Below are 19,129 nucleotides of genomic sequence, written 5' to 3'. Positions count from 1 at the left end.
GATACGACGCTTAGATGGTCAGCGTCCAGTCGTAGTCGACGATCAACGGCGCGTGCTGCGAGAACCGTGGCTGACGCGGCAGGCGTGCACTGCGCACCGAGCGACGCAGGCCCGGGGTCAGGATCTGATAATCGAAACGCCAGCCCAGATTGAGCATCTCGGCCTGTTCGTTATCCGGCCACCAGCTGTACTGATCGCCTTCGCGGCTGACTTCGCGCAGCGCATCGACGTAGCCCATGTTGCCGACAATCTCGTCCATCCAGGCGCGTTCCGGCGCCAGGAAGCCTGGAGATTGCTGGCTGTCGCGCCAGTTCTTGATGTCGAGTTTCTGCTGCGCAACGTACAGCGAGCCACAATAAATGTACTCGCGACGTTTGCGTCGCTGTTTGTCCAGGTACTTGCCGAAATCGTCCATGAGCTTGAACTTCTGGTTCAAGTCCTCATCGCCGTTCATCCCCGAAGGAAACAGCAAGGTGGCAATACTGACTTTGTCGAAATCTGCTTGCAGGTAGCGCCCGTAGCGGTCGGCCGTCTCGAAACCGAGACCGCTGATGACAGCCTTCGGTTGCAACCGCGAATACAAAGCCACGCCGCCTTGGGCAGGGACTTCAGCATCGCAGGCATAAAGGAAGTAGCCATCCAGTTGGAAGGCTGGGTCATCCAGTTCAAAGGCGGAGGCACGGGTGTCCTGCAGGCAGATGACGTCGGCATTCTGGGCTTGCAGCCAACTGAGCAAACCGCGCTCGACTGCCGCCTGAATACCATTGACGTTCACACTGATGATCCGCATAAATGGCCCCAAAAATCGCGTGCGTGTATGATACACGGCGTCAAGCTAATTAGCTAAATCCGTGGTATTTGGGGTTTTTTTCATGCAAGCGTATCAGCGCGATTTCATTCGTTTTGCCATCGATCGCGGCGTTTTGCGCTTCGGTGAGTTCACCCTGAAGTCCGGGCGCACCAGTCCCTACTTCTTCAACGCCGGCCTGTTCAACTCGGGTTCGGCCCTGGCGCAGCTGGGGCGTTTCTACGCCGCCGCCATCACCGAGAGCGGCATCCCCTTCGACGTTCTGTTTGGCCCGGCTTATAAAGGTATTCCGCTGGCGGCCACGACCGCCGTTGCGCTGGCCGAGCATCACGATCGTGACCTGCCGTGGTGCTTCAACCGTAAGGAAGCCAAGGCCCACGGCGAGGGCGGCAGCCTGGTTGGCGCGCCGCTGACTGGCGAAGTCTTGATCATCGACGACGTGATCACCGCCGGCACCGCCATTCGTGAAGTGATGCAGATTATTGCTTCCCAGGACGGCGCCAAGGCCGCCGGTGTGCTGATCGCACTGAACCGCCAGGAGCGTGGCAACGGCGAATTGTCGGCCATCCAGGAAGTCGAGCGCGACTTCGGCATTCCGGTGATCAGCATCGTCTCGCTGAATCAGGTGTTGGAGTTCCTCGCCGACGATCCGCAGCTCAAGCAACACCTCCCAGCCGTGGAAGCGTACCGCGCCCAATTTGGCGTGTGATACGCACCTGTAGGAGCTGCCGAAGGCTGCGATCTTTTGATCTTGTTTTTCAGGATCAAGATCAAAAGATCGTCCGATCGCGGCCCGAGCCTTCGGCAGCTCCTACAGTGGTCTACGCAGTTTTTGCCATTTGATCAGCAGTCTCAGCGCCAGTCCCGCATTGACCAGCGCAAACACCAGCAGCGCTACAACCACCATCACGTACAAAGTGCGATCCACATCGAAATCCCACAAATCCAGCGTGCTGCTGTCGATGATGCTAACCGCAGCCGGCAAGTTGACGTAAAACAGCGCCACAAACGCGCACGTCAATGGCAATGCTCGCCAGTAGAAAGCTGCCATCACGTTGTCTCGACTGCGCTTGCGGGCCTGCGAACCTTTTTGAAATTCATCTTCAGCCAGCGCTTCATTGAGCGCCGGCCACGCCAGATTGAACATGAACGTGGTCAGGGTCAGCAGCAAGCCACTGACCGCGACGATGTCACTGAACGGCATTCAGACCCAGCGTTGCGCAGAGCAATGCGTGGGAATCTTCGCTGATCTCGAATTGCCCGGCGCTGCCCTTGCGTTTGGTGATGGGTTTGAAGGTCGGCTCGTTCTGGGTGATGAGCATGTTCAATTCATCGCGGATCACGTCGAGCTGATCACCACCAGAAAAGCGCATGGGCGATTTCGGCGTCGCCGATGCGCAAGGTCTTTTTCACCGGTTCCTTCTGTTCCTGCTCGAAAGCGTCGGCGTCGATCGTGAACGAGATCTGCATGGCTCAGGCGCTCCGGGATTATTTTTTGCTGGCAGCCGGCTTTTCGGTTTTTTCCGGGTACGGATCTTGAGGGGCGTCACCTTGGCCGGTGAGGGTTTTCCAGCCGTTCAGGACATGCACTGTTTTGCGAAACTGCGGGCAGGGCGGCATTGAAGTCTTGGCTTGATTGGAATAACGATGACCGCAGTCCACGCATTCGTAGGTGCCTGCTGAAACATCGCTGCCGTAGGGAACGTAATCTTTCTGCATGAGTGAATCTCCGTTGGATGAGGGGAAGATCCTATGGAGATTTGTTCTGGAGGGATGTCGGACGTTTCGCTGTGTCGAGTCAGGCGTTTCCTGCGCGCACAAAAAAGATCGCAGCCTTCGTCAGCTCCTACAGAAATTTCGCATCAACGAAATTTGCAGGCGCTGCCGCAGATTGCGATCTCCGGTGTATCAGCGATCAAGGACGCTTGCGATTGCTGATCAGCGTACCCACGCCAGTATCAGTGAAGATTTCCAGCAGAATCGCGTTCGGCACACGACCGTCGATGATCAACGAACTACCTACGCCACCCTGAACCGCTTCCAGTGCGCAGCGGATCTTCGGCAGCATGCCGCCGTAGATCGTGCCATCGGCGATCAGGTCGTCGACCTGCTGCGTGCTCAGGCCGGTCAGCACGGTGCCCGACTTGTCCATCAGGCCGGCAATGTTGGTCAGCAGCATCAGCTTTTCAGCTTTCAGTGCTTCGGCAACCTTGCCCGCCACCAGGTCGGCGTTGATGTTGTACGACTCGCCGTTCTCACCGACGCCAATCGGCGCGATGACCGGGATGAAGTTGCCTTTGACCAGCAGATTCAACAGCTCGGTATTGATGCCGACGACTTCGCCGACATGGCCGATGTCGATGATTTCCGGCTGGGTCATCTCCGGGGTCTGGCGGGAGACGGTGAGCTTCTTCGCCCGGATCAGCCCGGCATCCTTACCGGTCAGGCCGATGGCGCTGCCGCCATGGCGGTTGATCAGGTTGACGATACTCTTGTTGACCTGACCGCCAAGGACCATTTCCACCACGTCCATGGTCGCCGCGTCGGTAACGCGCATGCCGTCGACGAAGTGGCTTTCGATCGACAGGCGCTTGAGCAGATCACCGATCTGCGGGCCGCCACCGTGCACGACCACCGGGTTGATGCCCACGGCTTTCATCAGCACGATGTCGCGGGCGAAGCCGGTTTTCAGCTCCTCGCTTTCCATCGCGTTGCCGCCGTATTTGATCACCAGGGTCTTGCCGACATAGCGTCGGATGTAAGGCAGCGCTTCGGACAGGACCTTGGCAGTGTTGGCGGCGGCTTCGCGTTCGAGGGTCATTCAGGGCTCCGGGTGGATCAGAACGGTAGTTGGAGATCAGGTGCAACGCGTTTCAGTTGGGCGTGGAACACATCCTTGATGCGCTGCAATTCAGCCTCGTCATCGGCCTCGAAGCGCAGCACCAGCACCGGTGTGGTGTTGGACGCGCGCACCAGGCCCCAGCCTTTGGCGTAATCGACACGCACGCCGTCGATGGTGGTCAGGTCGGCGCCTTCGCCCCACTGAGCATCGTGCAGTGCATCAATGATGCTGAATTTGCTCTCTTCGGTCACATGGATATTGATTTCCGGCGTGGAAATATCGTTCGGAAAGGTCGCAAACAGCTCTTCAGCAGTGGATTTTTCCTTGCTGAGGATCTCCAGCAGACGTGCGGCGCTGTAAATGCCGTCGTCGAAACCGAACCAGCGCTCCTTGAAGAAGATGTGCCCGCTCATTTCGCCGGCCAACAGCGCGCCGGATTGTTTCATTTTCTTTTTGATCAACGAGTGACCGGTCTTCCACATTAGCGGCCGACCACCGTATTCCTTGATCAATGGCACCAGGCGACGGGTGCATTTGACGTCGAAGATGATTTCCGCGTCCGGGTTGCGCGCCACTACGTCGCGAGCGAACAGCATCAGCAGACGATCCGGGTAGACGATGCTGCCGGTGTTGGTCACCACGCCAACGCGGTCGCCGTCACCGTCGAAGGCCAGGCCGATATCGGCGTTGGTCTCTTTGACTTTGGCAATCAGGTCTACGAGGTTTTCCGGTTTGCCCGGATCCGGGTGATGGTTCGGGAAGTTGCCGTCGACTTCGCAGAACAGCGGGATGACTTCGCAGTTCAGCGCTTCGATCAGTTGCGGGGCGATCACGCCGGCCGCGCCGTTGCCGCAGTCGACCACGACTTTCAGGCGGCGGGCCAGTTTGATGTCCTGGACGATTTCGGTGTTGTAGCGGTCGAGGATTTCGACCTGAGTGACGCTGCCCTGGCCGCTGCTCAGGTCATTGTTCTTGATGCGCTCGTGGAGCACCTGAATCTGCTCGTTGGCGAGGGTGTCGCCGGCGATGACGATTTTGAAGCCGTTGTAGTTCGACGGATTGTGGCTACCGGTGAGCATCACCCCGGACTTGCCGGCCAGCACATTGGCGGCGTAGTACAGTGCCGGCGTTGGCACCAGGCCGACATCGCTGACGTGGCAACCGCTCTCGGCGATGCCGCGAATGAGTTCCGCGACCAGCTCCGGGCCTGACAGGCGACCGTCACGACCGACCGACACGTTCGGTTCACCCTGGGCCAGGCTCTGCGAGCCGATGGCGCGACCGATCCAGTAGGCGGTTTCACCGTTGAGGTATTCCGGCACGGTGCCACGAATGTCGTAGGCGCGGAAAATGCTGTCAGGCAGCGTCGGGGCGATCTTGGCGGGGGTGCTCATCTGTGGACATGCTCCATCTCGAAAAGGGCGGGACAGACCGGCGAAAGATTCGACGGCAGGCTCAAACTGAAGGGTATGACGGCGTTTTCCACAGAGAGTTCGTGCTATGAAAGGGCCATGACGCCTCGCCTGGCGTGGCTTTCGGCCGGCAAAACCTTGATTTACGGTGTTAATACCTGCCGCCGATGTAGCGCATTTTTTGTGGCGAGGGGATTTATCCCCGTTGGGCTGCGCAGCAGACCCAAAATCTTGGGGCCGCTTCGCAGCCTATCGGGGATAAATCCCCTCACCGCAATAATTTCTATTCGGTTATTTGGTGCCGGTATGGCCAAAACCACCGGTACCGCGCTCGGTCTCGACAAACTCTTCAACCATTTCGAAATGCGCCTGCACCACCGGTACCAGCACCAATTGCGCCAGGCGTTCGCCGACAGTCATGGTGAAGTCGCTCTGGCCGCGGTTCCAGCAGGAGACCATCAGCGGGCCCTGGTAATCGGAGTCGATCAGGCCGACCAGATTGCCCAGCACGATGCCGTGTTTATGGCCCATGCCCGAGCGCGGCAGGATCAGCGCGGCGAGATTCGGGTCGCCGATGTACACCGACAGGCCGGTGGGAATCAGCACGGTTTCACCCGGTTTGATCACGATGTCCTGTTCCAGCATGGCGCGCAGGTCGAGGCCGGCGGAGCCCGGTGTGGCGTATTGCGGCAGCGGGAATTCGGTACCGATGCGTGGATCGAGGATCTTGGCTTGCAAAGCGTGCATGTAAATTAAACCTGGTTCAGACGTTCGGCGATAAAAGTGACCAGTTGGCGAGCGATCTTGCTCTTGCTGGTCTGGGCGAAAACCGTGGCGTGCAGCTCACGGTCGATGACGCTGCAGGCGTTTTCTTCGCTGTTGAAACCGATGCTCGGGTTGGCGACGTCGTTGGCGACGATCAGATCGAGATTCTTGTCCTTCAGCTTGCGTGCAGCGTAGTCGAGCAGGTGTTCGGTTTCGGCGGCGAAGCCGACACTGAACGGACGGTCGGGACGGGTCGCGATGGTGGCAAGGATGTCCGGGTTGCGCACCATTTGCAGGACGAAGCCGTCGCCGCTTGTAGGATCTTTCTTGAGCTTATGCGGAGCGACGACCTCCGGGCGGTAGTCCGCCACCGCTGCCGACGAGATGAACACGTCGCAAGGCATGGCCGATTCGCAGGCGGCGAGCATGTCGCGGGCGCTGACCACATCGATCCGCGTCACGCGATCAGGCGTCGGCAAGTGCACCGGGCCGCTGATCAAAGTGACACGGGCGCCGGCTTCCACGGCTGCTTCGGCGAGGGCAAAACCCATTTTGCCGGAGCTGTGGTTAGTGATGTAGCGCACCGGGTCGATGTTTTCCTGAGTCGGGCCGGCGGTGATCACCACATGCTTGCCGGTCAGGGCCTGGCGCTGGAAGCAATCAGCGGCGAGCAGGGCCAGATCGGTGGCCTCCATCATGCGGCCCATGCCGACGTCGCCGCAGGCCTGGCTGCCCGAGGCCGGGCCGAAAGTCTTCAGGCCACGGCTTTCCAGCAGTTGCAGGTTGGCCTGGGTCGCCGGGTCGCGCCACATCGCCTGATTCATCGCTGGCGCGACAGCAACCACGGCGTCGGTGGCCAGCACCAAGGTTGTCAGCAGATCGTTGGCAATGCCTTGGGCCAGACGGGCGATCAGGTCGGCGGTGGCCGGGGCGATCAGCACCAGATCGGCCCATTTCGCCAGCTCGATATGACCCATGGCGGCTTCGGCGGCAGGGTCGAGCAAGTCGAGGTGAACCGGGTGGCCCGACAGGGCCTGCATGGTCAGCGGGGTAATGAATTCGGCGCCGCCATGGGTCATGACCACGCGCACTTCGGCACCCTGGTCGATCAGGCGGCGAACCAGATCGGCGCTCTTGTAGGCCGCAATGCCGCCGCCGACGCCCAGAACGATGCGTTTCCGATACAGCCGCTGCATAGGTCTGCCTTTCATTTCGTTGATGACGGCGGCGCGATACCCCTCCCCAGGGTTGAATCGACCGCCAAAAAGATGGGCTACGATATCACAGCGACCGCTACGGAACAGCGGCGCCCACAGACAAGGAGGTGCTATGAGTATTCGCGATTGGCCGGCGGCGGAACGGCCGCGGGAAAGGCTGTTGGAACACGGCGCAGGGAGTCTTTCGGACGCTGAGTTGTTGGCGATTTTTCTGCGCACCGGATTGCCCGGAAAAAGCGCTGTCGACCTCGCCAGACATCTGCTGACGCAATTCGGTGGCCTGCGTTTGCTGCTCGAGGCCGATCAGGACGCATTCAGCAAACAACTGGGCCTCGGCCCCGCCAAGTTCGCGCAGCTGCAAGCCGCGCAGGAAATGAGCAAGCGCCATCTGGCCGAGCGCTCACGACAGAAACCGGCACTGGAGAACCCTCAGGTCGTCCGCGATTACCTCAAGGCGATGCTGCGGCATGAGCCGCACGAGGTGTTCGGCTGCCTGTTTCTCGATTCGAAACATCAGGTGCTGAATTTCGAGGCGCTGTTTCGCGGCTCGATCGACAATACCAGCGTGCACCCCCGGGAGGTGGTGAAGCGCGCGCTGGCCAATAACGCGGCGGCGGTGATCCTCTGTCACAACCATCCGTCCGGCAACACCGATCCTAGTCAGGCCGATCGGCTGCTGACCAAGCGCCTGCAGAAAGCGCTGGAGCTGATTGACGTGCGAGTGCTCGATCACTTCATCGTCGGAGACGGCGAACCGCTGTCGATGGCGGAGTGTGGCTGGATGTAGTTCTCGGCGCCGATTCTGGACCTTGTGGGAGCGAGCCTGCTCGCGAAGGCGTTTTATCAGTCAGCATCATTGTTTGCTGAATGACCGCTTTCGCGAGCGGGCTCGCTCCCACAGATTGTTTCCATCCACCGGTGTGTCAGGCAGGTTATTTGAGGCTGACCTTGGAATAATCCTGGCGGCCGAACGGGCTGACGGAATAACCCTGAACATCCTTGCGCGTCAAAGCGTAGGCCGTCGGGTGCGCCAGTGGCAGCCACAATGCCTGCTGCTGGATCTGCGCTTGTGCCTGCTCATACAGCTTGGTGCGCACGCCTTGCTCGCTGGTGGTCTTGCCGGCGCTGATCAGCTTGTCCAGATCGGCGTTGCAGTACCGCGCGAAGTTGGTCCCGGACTTCACTGCCGCGCAGGAAAATTGCGGGGTGAGGAAGTTGTCCGGGTCGCCGTTGTCGCCGGCCCAGCCCATGAACAGCAGATCATGTTCGCCGGCCTTGGCGCGACGAATCAGTTCGCCCCATTCGATCACACGAATTTCTGCCTGGATGCCGATCTCGGCCAGATCCGACTGCAGCATCTGCGCGCCGAGACTCGGGTTGGGGTTGAGCAGGCTGCCCGATGGCCGCGTCCAGATTGTGGTCTGGAAGCCGTCCTTCAAGCCGGCCTTGGCCAGCAGCGCCTTGGCCTTGGCCACGTCGTGCGGGTAGCCCGGCAGGTTCTTCGCGTAGCTCCAGGTGTTCGGCGGGTACGGGCCATTGGCCGCTTCGGCGGTGTCTTCGAACACGGCTTTGATGTAGTTGGCCTTGTCGAAGGCGAGGTTGATCGCCTGGCGCACTTCCGGCTTGTCCAGCGGCGGATGCTGGCTGTTAATGCCCACGAAAGCGGTCATGAACGCGTCAGTCTTTTCGACTTTCAGCGTCGGTTCCTTCAGCGCGGCCTGTACATCCAATGGTTTCGGCGACAGGGCGATCTGGCATTCATTGCGCCGCAGCTTTTGCAGGCGCACGTTGGCGTCCGGCGTGATGGCGAAGATCAACGGGTCGACGGCAGGCTTGCCATGGAAATAATCCGGGTTGGCCTTGTAGCGAATCGCCGCGTCTTTCTGAAAGCGATTGAACACGAACGGACCGGTGCCGATCGGCTGGCTGTTGAGTTTGTCGGTGGCGCCGGCCTTCATCAGTTTGTCGGCGTATTCGGCGGAATAGATCGAGGCGAAGCCCATGCTCAGGGTCGCGAGGAAGGTCGAATCCGGATGATCAAGCGTGAAACGCACGGTGAGCGGGTCAAGGGCGTCGATCTTCTTGATCAGGGTTGGCAGTTGCATCGACTGCGCATGGGGGAAGCCGCTCTGGGCGACTTTGTGCCACGGGTTGGCCGGGTCGAGCATGCGGTCGAAGCTGAATTTTACGTCTTCGGCACTCAGCTCGCGGCTCGGCTTGAAGTAATCGGTTGTGTGAAATTTCACCTGCGGGTGCAGCTTGAATACATACGTCAGGCCGTCGGTGCTGACTTCCCAGCTGTCGGCCAGGCTCGGGATGACCTTGCCACTGGCGGTGTCGAAATCCACCAAGCGGTTCATCAGTACGTCAGCTGAAGCATTGGTGGTGGTCAGCGAGTTGTACTGCACCACGTCGAACCCTTCAGGGCTGGCCTCGGTACACACGCTCAACGCGGCGGCCTGGGCGAGGGGGCTCAGCAGGAGCGGGGCGAGCAACAGGGGTAGGGCAGCGAGGCGCATGGTCGGTTTCCTTTACAGATCGAAGGCCCATCTGCAAGTGCAGTCTGGAAAAGTCCTACCCTAGAGCTCTGAATTGCAAATGACTATCCCCTTTTTGCATTTTCAGGCGCACTTTTGCGCGGTTTCGAGCGTGGGCAGGGGGATGAAAAGTCTGAATCGCCTGTAGGACGGGATTTCTGCGACGAGTGGTCAAAACTGGCCGCAGCCTTTGTCCAAGGCGTCTGCGGCGGAAAAAATCGCCCTTTTGCCGATTGATTGCACACCGATTGTTGTTGCACCCCGGTCTTTCTGGTATAAAGCAGCGCTCTTTTCTAGGGGCCCGGTTCCTTCACTGTAGGTGTAGCCGGTAAGACCTCTAAAGAAACGCGGCGCCTGGCGCCAAATGACTGAGAGATTAAGCGGCCAACCCATGCCGGGTTGGGCATGTGGTTTTAGAGGGCTGAGGCATGTCGAGAGTATGTCAAGTTACCGGTAAGGGTCCGGTGACTGGGAATAACATTTCCCACGCAAACAACAAAACCCGTCGTCGTTTCCTGCCGAACCTGCAGCATCACCGCTTCTGGGTTGAAGAAGAGAAACGTTTTGTGCGTCTGCGCGTATCTGCCAAAGGCATGCGTATCATCGACAAGCGTGGCATCACTGTCGTGCTCGCCGAACTTCGCCGCGATGGCAAGATTTAAGGGAGCTAATCATGCGTGAATTGATTCGTTTGATCTCGAGCGCCGGTACTGGTCACTTCTACACTACCGACAAGAACAAGCGTACTACCCCGGACAAAATCGAGATCAAGAAATATGATCCGGTTGTTCGCAAGCACGTGATGTACAAGGAAGGCAAAATCAAGTAATTGATTTTTCCTGACTGCGAAAAAGGCCCGTATCGTGAGATACGGGCCTTTTTTTTGCCTTGGATTCTGCGGTGACCGGTTAGGCCTTATCGCTGGCAAGCCAGCTCCCACATTGATTGCCGGTCTTCACAGAACCTGTGTCATGCACAAAACCTGTGGGAGCTGGCTTGCCAGCGATGAGGGCCGATCAGCCAGCAAACATCTCAAGCCTTCTGTTCAAAGATCACATAAACCTTGCGGCAAGCCTCCAGCACTTCCCAGGTGCCGCGAAAACCCGCCGGGATCACGAAGCGATCGCCAACGCGCAAGGTCTTGGCATTGCCATCGCTGTCACGCAATACCGAAACCCCCTGCAGAATCTCGCAGTACTCATTCTCGGTGTAATTCACCGTCCACTGGCCCACCGCGCCTTCCCACACACCAACACCCATTTGCCCACAAGGGCTGTCGTATTGATGAAACACCGCCTGCTCAGGATCGCCCTTGAGCACTTTCGCCGGGTCCGGGCGATAACGCTCGGCTTCGCTGCTGGCGAGGCTGATGTCGACGACGTTCTGGATGTTCATTGTTGTTTTCTCCGTTAATGACGGCGCGTTGGCTGGAATGAGCCAAAGTCTATGTTTATTAAAATGAACACCGCAAGGCCGTATGGCCAGCTTATGTCAAATATATTGAAACAAACCCGGTCGCTGGTTTAGGGTGGCGGGTGCCTCGGGCCGAAAGTGCAGGCTGGCCGGGCAGAATTCTTGAACAGCGCCGCAGCGCTTGCGGTGCTCGTATTCAATAAGAGGAGGACACCCGAATGACCACCCTGACTCGTGCCGACTGGGAACAACGCGCCCGCGATCTGAAAATCGAAGGCCGCGCCTTCCTGAATGGCGAATACACCGACGCCGTTTCCGGCGAAACCTTCGAATGCATCAGCCCGGTCGATGGCCGCTTGCTCGGCAAGATCGCCAGCTGCGACGCCGCCGATGCTGACCGTGCTGTAGAAAACGCCCGCGCCACCTTCAACTCCGGCGTCTGGTCGCGCCTGGCGCCGACCAAACGCAAAGCCACCATGATCCGCTTCGCCAGCCTGCTGAAACAGCACGCCGAAGAACTCGCGCTGCTGGAAACTCTCGACATGGGCAAGCCGATCAGCGATTCGCTGTACATCGACGTGCCGGGTGCCGCGCAGGCGCTGAGCTGGAGCGGTGAAGCGATCGACAAGATCTACGACGAAGTCGCCGCGACCCCACATGATCAACTGGGCCTGGTGACTCGCGAGCCGGTGGGCGTGGTCGGCGCTATCGTGCCGTGGAACTTCCCGCTGATGATGGCTTGCTGGAAACTCGGCCCGGCGCTGTCGACCGGCAACTCGGTGATCCTCAAGCCGTCGGAAAAGTCGCCGCTGACCGCCATCCGTATCGCTGCGCTGGCCATTGAAGCCGGGATTCCGAAAGGCGTGCTCAATGTGCTGCCGGGCTATGGCCACACCGTCGGCAAGGCGCTGGGTCTGCATAATGATGTCGACACGCTGGTCTTCACCGGCTCGACCAAGATCGCCAAGCAACTGATGGTCTACGCCGGCGAATCGAACATGAAGCGTGTCTGGCTGGAAGCCGGCGGCAAGAGCCCGAACATCGTCTTCGCCGATGCGCCGGATCTGCAGGCCGCCGCTGAATCCGCCGCCAGCGCCATCGCCTTCAACCAGGGCGAAGTCTGCACCGCCGGTTCGCGTCTGCTGGTCGAGCGCTCGATCAAGGACAAATTCCTGCCGATGGTGATCGAGGCGCTGAAAACCTGGAAGCCCGGCAATCCGCTGGACCCGGCGACCAACGTCGGTGCGCTGGTCGATACCCAGCAGATGAACACCGTGCTGTCGTACATCGAATCCGGCCATAGCGATGGCGCCAAACTGGTCGCCGGCGGCAAGCGCATCCTCCAGGAGACCGGTGGCACTTACGTCGAGCCAACCATTTTCGATGGTGTGAGCAATGCGATGAAGATTGCTCAGGAAGAGATTTTCGGCCCAGTGTTGTCGGTGATCGCTTTCGATAGCGCCGAAGAAGCCATCCAGATTGCCAACGACACGCCATACGGTCTGGCCGCAGCGGTGTGGACCCAGGACATCTCCAAGGCGCACCTGACTGCCAAGGCCCTGCGCGCCGGTAGCGTGTGGGTCAACCAGTACGATGGTGGCGACATGACCGCGCCGTTCGGTGGCTTCAAGCAGTCGGGCAACGGTCGCGACAAATCGCTGCACGCCTTCGACAAGTACACCGAGCTGAAGGCGACGTGGATCAAGCTGTAAACCGCTAAGGGGAGCCTGATTCAGTCAGGCTCCCGAACCAGACAGAGATCCCCTGTGGGAGCGTGCCTCTGTGGTGAGGGGATTTATCCCCGTTCGGCTGCGAAGCAGTCGCTAAACCATTGCACGCGGTGTACCTGGTACATCGTGGTTGCAGGTTTTGGGGCCGCTGCGCGACCCAACGGGGATAAATCCCCTCGCCACAGGGGCTCGCTCCCACAGTGATTTTGTGGTGCATATAAAAATATCCACAGGAGCGTGGAACATGCGGTGGGCGACGTATTTCGCCGTGTTGGCGTCTGTCTTGAGTGTCGGTCTGGCCCTGGGGGTCAGCATGCCGCTGGTGTCGTTGCGTCTGGAGGGCTGGGGCTACGGCTCGTTCGCCATCGGAGTGATGGCAGCCATGCCGGCAATCGGCGTGCTGCTCGGGGCGAAGGTTTCCAGCCATCTCGCTGCGTATTTCGGCACGGCGAACCTGATGCGCCTGTGCCTGTGGGCCGGGGCATTGTCGATCGGCCTGCTGGCGCTGCTGCCGAGTTATCCGATCTGGTTGCTGCTGCGGTTGCTGATCGGTGTGATCCTGACCATCGTGTTCATTCTTGGCGAGAGCTGGATCAATCAGCTGGTGGTCGAGCAGTGGCGCGGGCGTCTGGTGGCGCTGTATGGCAGCAGCTATGCGCTGAGCCAGCTGTCCGGTCCGTTGCTGCTGGGTGCGCTGGGTACCGAGCATGATTACGGTTTCTGGGTCGGGGTCGGTCTGCTGACGCTCTCGCCTTTCCTGCTGCTGGGGCGCAGCGGCGCGCCGAGCAGCGAGGCCAACAGCGTCACGTTTGGCGATCTGTGGGGCTTTGCCCGTGAGCTGCCGGCGATTGCCTGGGCGGTGTCATTGTTCGCCGCGTTCGAAGCGATGATCCTGACGTTGCTGCCGGTGTACTGCCTGCAACAGGGGTTCACCGCCGAAATCGCGCTGGCCATGGTCAGCACCGTGGTGGTCGGCGATGCGCTGCTGCAATTGCCGATTGGCGCCCTGGCCGATTACCTGTCGCGGCGCACGCTGTTTGCCGGGTGCGCGGTAGTGTTAATGCTGTCGAGTCTGGCCATTCCAATGCTGCTCGACACGCTGCTGATCTGGCCGCTTTGGGTGCTGTTCGGCGCCAGTGCTGGCGGCTTGTTTACCCTGTCGCTGATTCTGATTGGCGAGCGTTATCGTGACGATGCGCTGGTGCGCGCCAATGCGCATATTGCCCAGTTGTGGGGTGTCGGTTGTCTGGTCGGGCCGTTGGCGGCGGGGGCGGGGAGTCAGTGGATCAACGGGCATGCGTTGCCACTGTTGATGGCGGCTGGGGCTTTCGGGTTGGTTATCCTGTTGTTGCGCCAGGGCGCCTTCGGCAAAATCCAGACTGCTTGAGATCAAAAGATCGCAGCCTTCGGCAGCTCCTACAGGGCAAACGCATTTCCAACTGTAGGAGCTGCCGAAGGCTGCGATCTTTGCTTTTTACAGCATCCGCTCCAGGCCGACGCTGGTGCTGAACCATGAGTTGAAGCGCCGCCACCAGCTCCCAGGCTCCTTGGTCAGAGTGTGCATCTGGCCGTTGTCTTCGGTGACCCAGACGACCTTGCCGTCCTCGAGTTTCGCCTGATAACTCAGGGTCGGCGCCATGCCTTGCAGCGCCAGTGCGCGCACGTGCTCGGCCAGTTCCGGGCTGTCGACGAGCACGCCGACTTCGGTGTTCCACAGCACCGAGCGCGGGTCGAAGTTGAACGAGCCGATAAACGATTTGCGCCGGTCGAAGATCATCGCCTTGCTGTGCAAACTCGAATCCGAACCGCGAAACGACTTGCTGTAGAACACTCGCGGCCCGCTGCCGTAGTTATCCCCAGGCTGGCGGCGCAGTTCATAAAGTTTCACCCCGTGTTCAAGCAACGCCTTGCGATAGGGCGCGTAACCGCCATGCACCGCCGGCACGTCAGTGGCCTCCAGTGAATTGGTCAGCAGGCTCACGGAGACCCCGGCATCGGCGCGCCCGGTCAGGTAAACCAGCCCCGGCTGACCCGGCACGAAGTAGGCGGAAATCATGATCAGCTCTTTGCTGACGCCGGTCAGTTCCGGCGCCAGTTGCGTGGTCAGCAGCAGATGCGGATCGGGTTCGCCCTTGGACAGGACCTTGCTCGGTGCATCCCATAGTGCCTGGTTCCAGGCCCAGATCAGCTCTCTGCGCCAGATGTCCATGCGCGGGTCGGTGGTGAACTTCATCAACTGCTGATACAGCGCGTGGTTCTGCTTGCGGGTTTCTTCCAGCGACTCTTCCAGGCGCGTGCGCGTGTTTTGCAGGTCGGCGGCGGTCGGTTGGCTGGAGAGGAATTCGTCGATCGGCTTGCTCAGCGCGCTGTTCCAGTACTGGTCGAAACTGTGTCCGAGCTGCTCGGCCACCGGGCCGATGCTGAGCATGTCGATGTCGGTGAAATTCAGGTTGGGTTCGGCGTCGAAATATTCATCGCCCAGATTGCGCCCGCCGACGATGGCCGCGCTGTTGTCCGCCAGCCACAACTTGTTGTGCATGCGCCGGTGCTGCACGGACAGATTGAACAGTCGTCCGGCCGCACGCGTAACGCCGGTGCTGCGTCCCAGGTGCAACGGATTGAACAAACGAATCTGGATCTGCGGATGTGCCGCAAGGGTGGCGATGATCTGGTCGAGGCCGTCGCTGGTGGTGTCATCGAGCAGGATGCGCACGCGCACGCCACGGTCGGCAGCCTTCAACACTTCCTCCACCAGCATCCGCGTGCTGATGCCGTCGTGGACGATGTAGTACTGCAAATCGAGGCTGACCTGCGCATGACGAATCAGCTCGGCGCGGGCGGTAAAGGCCTCGCCACTGTCCGAGAGCAGGCGAAACCCCGACTGCCCTTTGTAGGGCGCGGCCTGAGCCTGAATCGAACGGCCGAAGCTGGAGTCCGACGCCGGCAGGGCCTGGCTTGGTTCGCGCGACACATCAAGGCTGGCGCAGCCGCTGAGGAACGAGGCGAGTATCAGTAAAGCGAGTAGGGGCTGTCTGAAGCTCACGTAGGGTCGTTCCGGTTGGCGGCTGAGGTCGGCAATTTGGACGCTGGGCGCGCAAAAAAGGTCAGTCGGTCTCAGCGAGTAATTTGATTGCCGCAGCGCCGACCTTGCGCACCGCTTCTTCGATTTGCGCTGTTGGTTTGGCAGCGTAGTTCATCCGCAAACAATTGCGGTACTTGCCCGAGGCGGAAAAGATGCTGCCAACGGCAATCTGTACGCCCTGATCGTGCAGCGCACGATTCAGTTTCAGCGTGTCGAAACCTTCCGGCAGCTCCACCCAGAGCATGAAGCTGCCCTGCGGGCGACTGGCGCGGGTGCCGGCCGGGAAATAGCGCGTCACCCAGTCGATCATCGCGTCACGATTGCGTTGGTACTGCATGCGCATACGCCGCAAGTGCGGCTCGAAATGGCCGGCCTTGATGAATTCGGCGATGGCGATCTGCGGTTGTGGCGCGGTGGAGCCGGTGCTGATGTATTTCATGTGCAGCACTCGCTCCAGATATCGGCCCGGCGCCACCCAGCCGATGCGCAGCCCTGGCGCCAGGGTCTTGGAGAACGAGCTGCAGAGCAACACGCGGCCGTCTTCGTCGAAGGATTTGATCGTACGCGGGCGCGGGTAGGTATAGGCCAGCTCGCCATACACATCATCTTCGATGATCGCCACGTCGAAACGCTGGGCGAGCGTCAATAACGCGCGTTTGCGCGACTCGGGCATGACGTAGCCGAGCGGGTTGTTGCAGTTTGGGGTGAGCTGAATGGCCTTGATCGGCCACTGTTCCAGCGCCAGTTCCAGGGCGTCGAGGCTGATCCCGGTGAGCGGATCGGTGGGAATCTCCAGGGCTTTCATGCCCAGGCCTTTGAGGGTTTGCATGGCGCCGTGAAAACTCGGCGAGTCCACCGCGACGATGTCGCCCGGCTCGCAGATCGCATGGATGCTGGTGGACAACGCTTCGTGGCAGCCAGTGGTGATCACCAGTTCACTGGCGCTCAACTGGCAGCCGGAATCGAGCATCAGGCGCGCGATCTGTTCGCGCAGTTCGAGGTTGCCGTGGATGTTGTCGTAATACAGACCGGGCATGTCCTGCCGCCGACTGATTCGCGCCAGCCCGCGCAGCAGCGGCTTCATGGTAGGTGAGCCAACATCGGGCATGCCACGTCCCAATTGCACGACGTCCTTGCGCGGTACGGCGCGGATCAATTCCAGCACCTGATCCCATTGCGAAATCTCTACCGGCCGTTGCGCGGGGCGGCCTACTGCGGGCAGCTCCGGCAACTCGCGTCCGACGGGGACAAAATAGCCGGACTTGGGTTTTGGCGTGGCCAGACCGCTGTCTTCTAGCACGCGATACGCCTGCTGCACCGTGCTCAGACTGACTCCGTGTTCGACGCTCAAGGCACGCACCGACGGCAAGCGGTCGCCCGGACGATAGAAGCCTTGTTCGATGCGGGTGCCGAGCAATTCGGCGAGGTTTACATACAGAGTCATGGTGGCCTCGGTGCGTCTTGGTGAAAACCAGTACAGATGCGGCAAAAATCAATCATTCAGTCGGCGAATCGGCAAATCTGTATGGATTTAATACTGGTTCTTTGAGTCTGTAATGGTTTTGCTCGCCCGCGCATCATGGAATCTCTGGCTACCCAAGTAAACAGGAGCAACGAAAATGAACGGCTTGAGCGATGTGCGGCTGACGTTACACAGTCAGGAACTGGCGGCAGGGCAAAAGGACAACGCGCGCAATCTGCTGCGTAATGCGCCGTCCGGCCTCAGTCGCTGGGAGCTGTTCTGGCATCGTCTGCACACGCGTAAGGCGTTGCTCGGCCTGACAACGGAGCAGCTCAAGGATGTCGGGTTGACGCGGGAGCAGGCAAGGGAGGAGGGGTTGAAGCCGTTTTGGCGGATATGAATACCACAGATCGTTCCCACGCAGAGCGTGGGAACGCCGCCCCGGACGCTCTGCGTCCGCTGTGACGCAGAGCGTCACTGGATGCATTCCCACGCGGAGCGTGGGAACGATCCTGATTCGTCAGACCAACTCTTTCAGCCGATGCCACAACATCCCCAACGCCAACAACGGCGAGCGCAAATGCTTGCCGCCCGGGAAGGTGATGTGCGGCACCTTGGCGAACAGATCAAAGCCGCCGCCGTGCTGCCCGCTGATTGCTTCGGCAAGCAGCTTGCCGGCCAGGTGTGTGGCATTCACTCCGTGGCCCGAATAAGCCTGGGCGAAATACACGTTCGGCTGGTCGGCGAGCCGGCCAATCTGCGGCAAGCGGTTGGCACCGATGCCGATCATCCCGCCCCACTGATAATCGATTTTCACCCCGGCCAGTTGCGGGAACACTTCAAGCATCTTCGGTTGCATATAGGCGCCGATGTCTTTCGGATCGCGTCCCGAGTAATGACATGCGCCGCCAAACAACAAGCGTCGATCCGCCGAGAGCCGGTAGTAATCCAGCGCCACCCGCTGATCGCAGACCGCCATGTTCTGCGGCAGCAGGTTGTGCGCCTGCTCTGCGCTCAACGGTTCGGTGGCGATGATGTAGCTGCCGGCGGGCAGGACCTTGCCGCTCAGTTGCGGGTTGAGGTCATGGAGATAGGCATTGCAGCCCAACACCAGAGTCTTCGCCCGCACCGAGCCCTGCGCCGTGTGCACCTTAGCTTCGGGGCCGTAATCGATGCGCGTCACTGCCGATTGCTCGAACAACTGCACGCCCAGTTGCTGCGCCGCTGCCGCTTCGCCCAGCGCCAGATTCAGCGGGTGCAGATGCCCGGAGCCCATGTCGATCAAGCCGCCGACATAGCGTTTGGAGCCGACCACAGTGTGCATTTCACTGGCCTGCAACAGACGGGTTTCGTAGCGATAACCCAGGCTGCGGAGTTCTTCGGCATCTTCGGCGAAACCGTCGAGATCGGAAGGTTTGTTGGCGAGGTCGCAGTAGCCCCAGGTCAGATCGCAGGCAATGCCGAAACGCTCGACGCGCTGGCGGACAATCTCCACCGCTTCCAGGCCCATGAGTTTCATTTCGCGCACGCCCTCGGCACCGATGACATTGGCGAACTGATCAAGGCCGTGACCGACACCGCGAATCAACTGCCCGCCGTTGCGACCGCTGGCGCCCCAGCCGATCCGGTGCGCTTCCAGCAACACTACGCTGAAACCGCGTTCGGCCAGTTCCAGCGCCGTGTTCAACCCGGAAAAGCCACCGCCGACCACGCAGACATCCGCCACCACCTCGCCTTGCAGCACGGGATGGTCAGGCTGCGGCAGGCTGCTGGCGGCGTAATAAGAGGCAACGTGGGGTTGGCTCGCGGTGGTCGGGGCGCGGGCGGTCATGGGCATCATCCAACGGCTGAGTGTCGAGAA

19 protein-coding genes and 1 pseudogene are annotated in these 19,129 nt (G+C 60.2%); 7 read left to right on the top strand and 13 right to left on the bottom strand.

Annotation, left to right across the window (positions count from 1 at the left end; translation table 11 throughout):
* Window positions 1-10: 10 nt before the first annotated feature.
* Complete coding sequence (gene crc / locus NF676_RS26705) at window positions 11-790, bottom strand: catabolite repression control protein Crc (RefSeq protein WP_016772543.1); 780 nt, start codon at window positions 788-790, stop codon at window positions 11-13.
* Between the two features lie 82 nt (window positions 791-872).
* Here crc and pyrE point away from each other — a divergent pair, with 82 nt between their 5' ends.
* A complete protein-coding gene (gene pyrE, locus NF676_RS26700; RefSeq protein WP_056791572.1) occupies window positions 873-1,517 on the top strand; it encodes an orotate phosphoribosyltransferase in 645 nt (214 codons plus the stop codon).
* 102 nt (window positions 1,518-1,619) lie between these two features.
* Here the strand turns inward: pyrE and NF676_RS26695 are convergent, their stop codons facing one another.
* The 7 genes and pseudogenes from NF676_RS26695 to coaBC all read right to left on the bottom strand — a co-directional run bounded on the left by NF676_RS26695 (window position 1,620) and on the right by coaBC (window position 7,023).
* Window positions 1,620-2,012 (bottom strand): hypothetical protein, encoded by a 393-nt coding sequence (locus NF676_RS26695; RefSeq protein WP_056791575.1) that lies wholly within the window; start codon window positions 2,010-2,012, stop codon window positions 1,620-1,622.
* On the bottom strand, window positions 1,999-2,181 hold the full coding sequence (locus tag NF676_RS26690; protein WP_052392124.1) for a hypothetical protein: 183 nt from the start codon (window positions 2,179-2,181) through the stop codon (window positions 1,999-2,001). The genes NF676_RS26695 and NF676_RS26690 overlap by 14 nt, the downstream gene beginning before the upstream one ends.
* A gap of 115 nt (window positions 2,182-2,296) precedes the next feature.
* The gene (locus NF676_RS26685; RefSeq protein ID WP_236167770.1) at window positions 2,297-2,527 is read right to left on the bottom strand and encodes a hypothetical protein; all 231 of its coding nucleotides are present in this window, start codon (window positions 2,525-2,527) and stop codon (window positions 2,297-2,299) included.
* 196 nt (window positions 2,528-2,723) lie between these two features.
* Window positions 2,724-3,629 carry an acetylglutamate kinase gene (gene argB / locus NF676_RS26680; RefSeq protein WP_016772548.1) on the bottom strand — a complete coding sequence of 302 codons (906 nt, stop codon included), beginning with the start codon at window positions 3,627-3,629 and terminating at the stop codon, window positions 2,724-2,726.
* Window positions 3,630-3,646: 17 nt separating this feature from the next.
* A pseudogene (locus NF676_RS26675) lies at window positions 3,647-5,050 on the bottom strand (phosphomannomutase/phosphoglucomutase); the annotation flags it as partial.
* 303 nt (window positions 5,051-5,353) lie between these two features.
* A complete protein-coding gene (dut, locus tag NF676_RS26670) occupies window positions 5,354-5,809 on the bottom strand; it encodes a dUTP diphosphatase (protein WP_016772550.1) in 456 nt (151 codons plus the stop codon).
* Window positions 5,810-5,814: 5 nt separating this feature from the next.
* Complete coding sequence (gene coaBC / locus NF676_RS26665) at window positions 5,815-7,023, bottom strand: bifunctional phosphopantothenoylcysteine decarboxylase/phosphopantothenate--cysteine ligase CoaBC (RefSeq protein ID WP_016772551.1); 1,209 nt, start codon at window positions 7,021-7,023, stop codon at window positions 5,815-5,817.
* 133 nt (window positions 7,024-7,156) lie between these two features.
* Between coaBC and radC the strand changes: the two genes are divergently transcribed.
* Window positions 7,157-7,831 carry a RadC family protein gene (radC, locus tag NF676_RS26660; RefSeq protein WP_041476636.1) on the top strand — a complete coding sequence of 225 codons (675 nt, stop codon included), beginning with the start codon at window positions 7,157-7,159 and terminating at the stop codon, window positions 7,829-7,831.
* Window positions 7,832-7,976: 145 nt separating this feature from the next.
* Here the strand turns inward: radC and NF676_RS26655 are convergent, their stop codons facing one another.
* Window positions 7,977-9,563, bottom strand: coding sequence for an ABC transporter substrate-binding protein (locus NF676_RS26655; protein ID WP_150742912.1), 1,587 nt, complete (start codon window positions 9,561-9,563; stop codon window positions 7,977-7,979).
* A 446-nt stretch (window positions 9,564-10,009) separates the two neighbouring features.
* Here NF676_RS26655 and rpmB point away from each other — a divergent pair, with 446 nt between their 5' ends.
* Together rpmB and rpmG are read left to right on the top strand one after the other, a co-directional pair.
* A complete protein-coding gene (gene rpmB / locus NF676_RS26650) occupies window positions 10,010-10,243 on the top strand; it encodes a 50S ribosomal protein L28 (protein ID WP_007920377.1) in 234 nt (77 codons plus the stop codon).
* 11 nt (window positions 10,244-10,254) lie between these two features.
* The gene (rpmG, locus tag NF676_RS26645) at window positions 10,255-10,410 is read left to right on the top strand and encodes a 50S ribosomal protein L33 (RefSeq protein ID WP_016772554.1); all 156 of its coding nucleotides are present in this window, start codon (window positions 10,255-10,257) and stop codon (window positions 10,408-10,410) included.
* 203 nt (window positions 10,411-10,613) lie between these two features.
* Here rpmG and NF676_RS26640 read toward each other — a convergent pair whose 3' ends face one another.
* Window positions 10,614-10,976 carry a cupin domain-containing protein gene (locus tag NF676_RS26640; RefSeq protein ID WP_150742913.1) on the bottom strand — a complete coding sequence of 121 codons (363 nt, stop codon included), beginning with the start codon at window positions 10,974-10,976 and terminating at the stop codon, window positions 10,614-10,616.
* 236 nt (window positions 10,977-11,212) lie between these two features.
* Between NF676_RS26640 and NF676_RS26635 the strand changes: the two genes are divergently transcribed.
* Both NF676_RS26635 and NF676_RS26630 read left to right on the top strand, forming a co-directional pair.
* Window positions 11,213-12,706 carry an aldehyde dehydrogenase gene (locus tag NF676_RS26635; RefSeq protein ID WP_041476638.1) on the top strand — a complete coding sequence of 498 codons (1,494 nt, stop codon included), beginning with the start codon at window positions 11,213-11,215 and terminating at the stop codon, window positions 12,704-12,706.
* 262 nt (window positions 12,707-12,968) lie between these two features.
* Window positions 12,969-14,111 carry an MFS transporter gene (locus tag NF676_RS26630; protein WP_252868468.1) on the top strand — a complete coding sequence of 381 codons (1,143 nt, stop codon included), beginning with the start codon at window positions 12,969-12,971 and terminating at the stop codon, window positions 14,109-14,111.
* An 87-nt stretch (window positions 14,112-14,198) separates the two neighbouring features.
* Here the strand turns inward: NF676_RS26630 and NF676_RS26625 are convergent, their stop codons facing one another.
* Complete coding sequence (locus NF676_RS26625; protein WP_252887009.1) at window positions 14,199-15,767, bottom strand: phospholipase D family protein; 1,569 nt, start codon at window positions 15,765-15,767, stop codon at window positions 14,199-14,201.
* A 61-nt stretch (window positions 15,768-15,828) separates the two neighbouring features.
* The gene (locus NF676_RS26620) at window positions 15,829-17,250 is read right to left on the bottom strand and encodes an aminotransferase-like domain-containing protein (protein WP_073470921.1); all 1,422 of its coding nucleotides are present in this window, start codon (window positions 17,248-17,250) and stop codon (window positions 15,829-15,831) included.
* Between the two features lie 175 nt (window positions 17,251-17,425).
* On the opposite strand from NF676_RS26620, the gene NF676_RS26615 reads away from it, so the two are divergent.
* On the top strand, window positions 17,426-17,668 hold the full coding sequence (locus NF676_RS26615) for a DUF1127 domain-containing protein (protein ID WP_252887008.1): 243 nt from the start codon (window positions 17,426-17,428) through the stop codon (window positions 17,666-17,668).
* Between the two features lie 120 nt (window positions 17,669-17,788).
* Here the strand turns inward: NF676_RS26615 and NF676_RS26610 are convergent, their stop codons facing one another.
* Window positions 17,789-19,099 carry an NAD(P)/FAD-dependent oxidoreductase gene (locus tag NF676_RS26610; protein WP_252887007.1) on the bottom strand — a complete coding sequence of 437 codons (1,311 nt, stop codon included), beginning with the start codon at window positions 19,097-19,099 and terminating at the stop codon, window positions 17,789-17,791.
* Window positions 19,100-19,129 lie beyond the last annotated feature (30 nt).

The sequence above is a fragment of the Pseudomonas siliginis genome (genome assembly GCF_024072275.1).
GTDB classification, from domain to species: Bacteria; Pseudomonadota; Gammaproteobacteria; order Pseudomonadales; family Pseudomonadaceae; genus Aquipseudomonas; species Aquipseudomonas siliginis.
This window is presented reverse-complemented; position numbering and strand designations above follow the sequence as displayed.

Excerpts from the sequence above, each read along its gene's own strand:
- radC (WP_041476636.1), top strand. The coding sequence starts at position 7,157 with ATGAGTATTCGCGATTGGCCGGCGGCGGAACGGCCGCGGGAAAGGCTG.
- pyrE (WP_056791572.1), top strand. The coding sequence starts at position 873 with ATGCAAGCGTATCAGCGCGATTTCATTCGTTTTGCCATCGATCGCGGC.
- NF676_RS26635 (WP_041476638.1), top strand. The coding sequence starts at position 11,213 with ATGACCACCCTGACTCGTGCCGACTGGGAACAACGCGCCCGCGATCTG.
- NF676_RS26655 (WP_150742912.1), bottom strand. The coding sequence starts at position 9,563 with ATGCGCCTCGCTGCCCTACCCCTGTTGCTCGCCCCGCTCCTGCTGAGC.
- crc (WP_016772543.1), bottom strand. The coding sequence starts at position 790 with ATGCGGATCATCAGTGTGAACGTCAATGGTATTCAGGCGGCAGTCGAG.
- NF676_RS26620 (WP_073470921.1), bottom strand. The coding sequence starts at position 17,250 with ATGACTCTGTATGTAAACCTCGCCGAATTGCTCGGCACCCGCATCGAA.
- NF676_RS26685 (WP_236167770.1), bottom strand. The coding sequence starts at position 2,527 with ATGCAGAAAGATTACGTTCCCTACGGCAGCGATGTTTCAGCAGGCACC.
- NF676_RS26630 (WP_252868468.1), top strand. The coding sequence starts at position 12,969 with ATGCGGTGGGCGACGTATTTCGCCGTGTTGGCGTCTGTCTTGAGTGTC.
- coaBC (WP_016772551.1), bottom strand. The coding sequence starts at position 7,023 with ATGCAGCGGCTGTATCGGAAACGCATCGTTCTGGGCGTCGGCGGCGGC.
- rpmB (WP_007920377.1), top strand. The coding sequence starts at position 10,010 with ATGTCGAGAGTATGTCAAGTTACCGGTAAGGGTCCGGTGACTGGGAAT.
- rpmG (WP_016772554.1), top strand. The coding sequence starts at position 10,255 with ATGCGTGAATTGATTCGTTTGATCTCGAGCGCCGGTACTGGTCACTTC.
- NF676_RS26640 (WP_150742913.1), bottom strand. The coding sequence starts at position 10,976 with ATGAACATCCAGAACGTCGTCGACATCAGCCTCGCCAGCAGCGAAGCC.
- NF676_RS26615 (WP_252887008.1), top strand. The coding sequence starts at position 17,426 with ATGAACGGCTTGAGCGATGTGCGGCTGACGTTACACAGTCAGGAACTG.
- NF676_RS26690 (WP_052392124.1), bottom strand. The coding sequence starts at position 2,181 with ATGCGCTTTTCTGGTGGTGATCAGCTCGACGTGATCCGCGATGAATTG.
- NF676_RS26695 (WP_056791575.1), bottom strand. The coding sequence starts at position 2,012 with ATGCCGTTCAGTGACATCGTCGCGGTCAGTGGCTTGCTGCTGACCCTG.
- dut (WP_016772550.1), bottom strand. The coding sequence starts at position 5,809 with ATGCACGCTTTGCAAGCCAAGATCCTCGATCCACGCATCGGTACCGAA.
- argB (WP_016772548.1), bottom strand. The coding sequence starts at position 3,629 with ATGACCCTCGAACGCGAAGCCGCCGCCAACACTGCCAAGGTCCTGTCC.
- NF676_RS26610 (WP_252887007.1), bottom strand. The coding sequence starts at position 19,099 with ATGACCGCCCGCGCCCCGACCACCGCGAGCCAACCCCACGTTGCCTCT.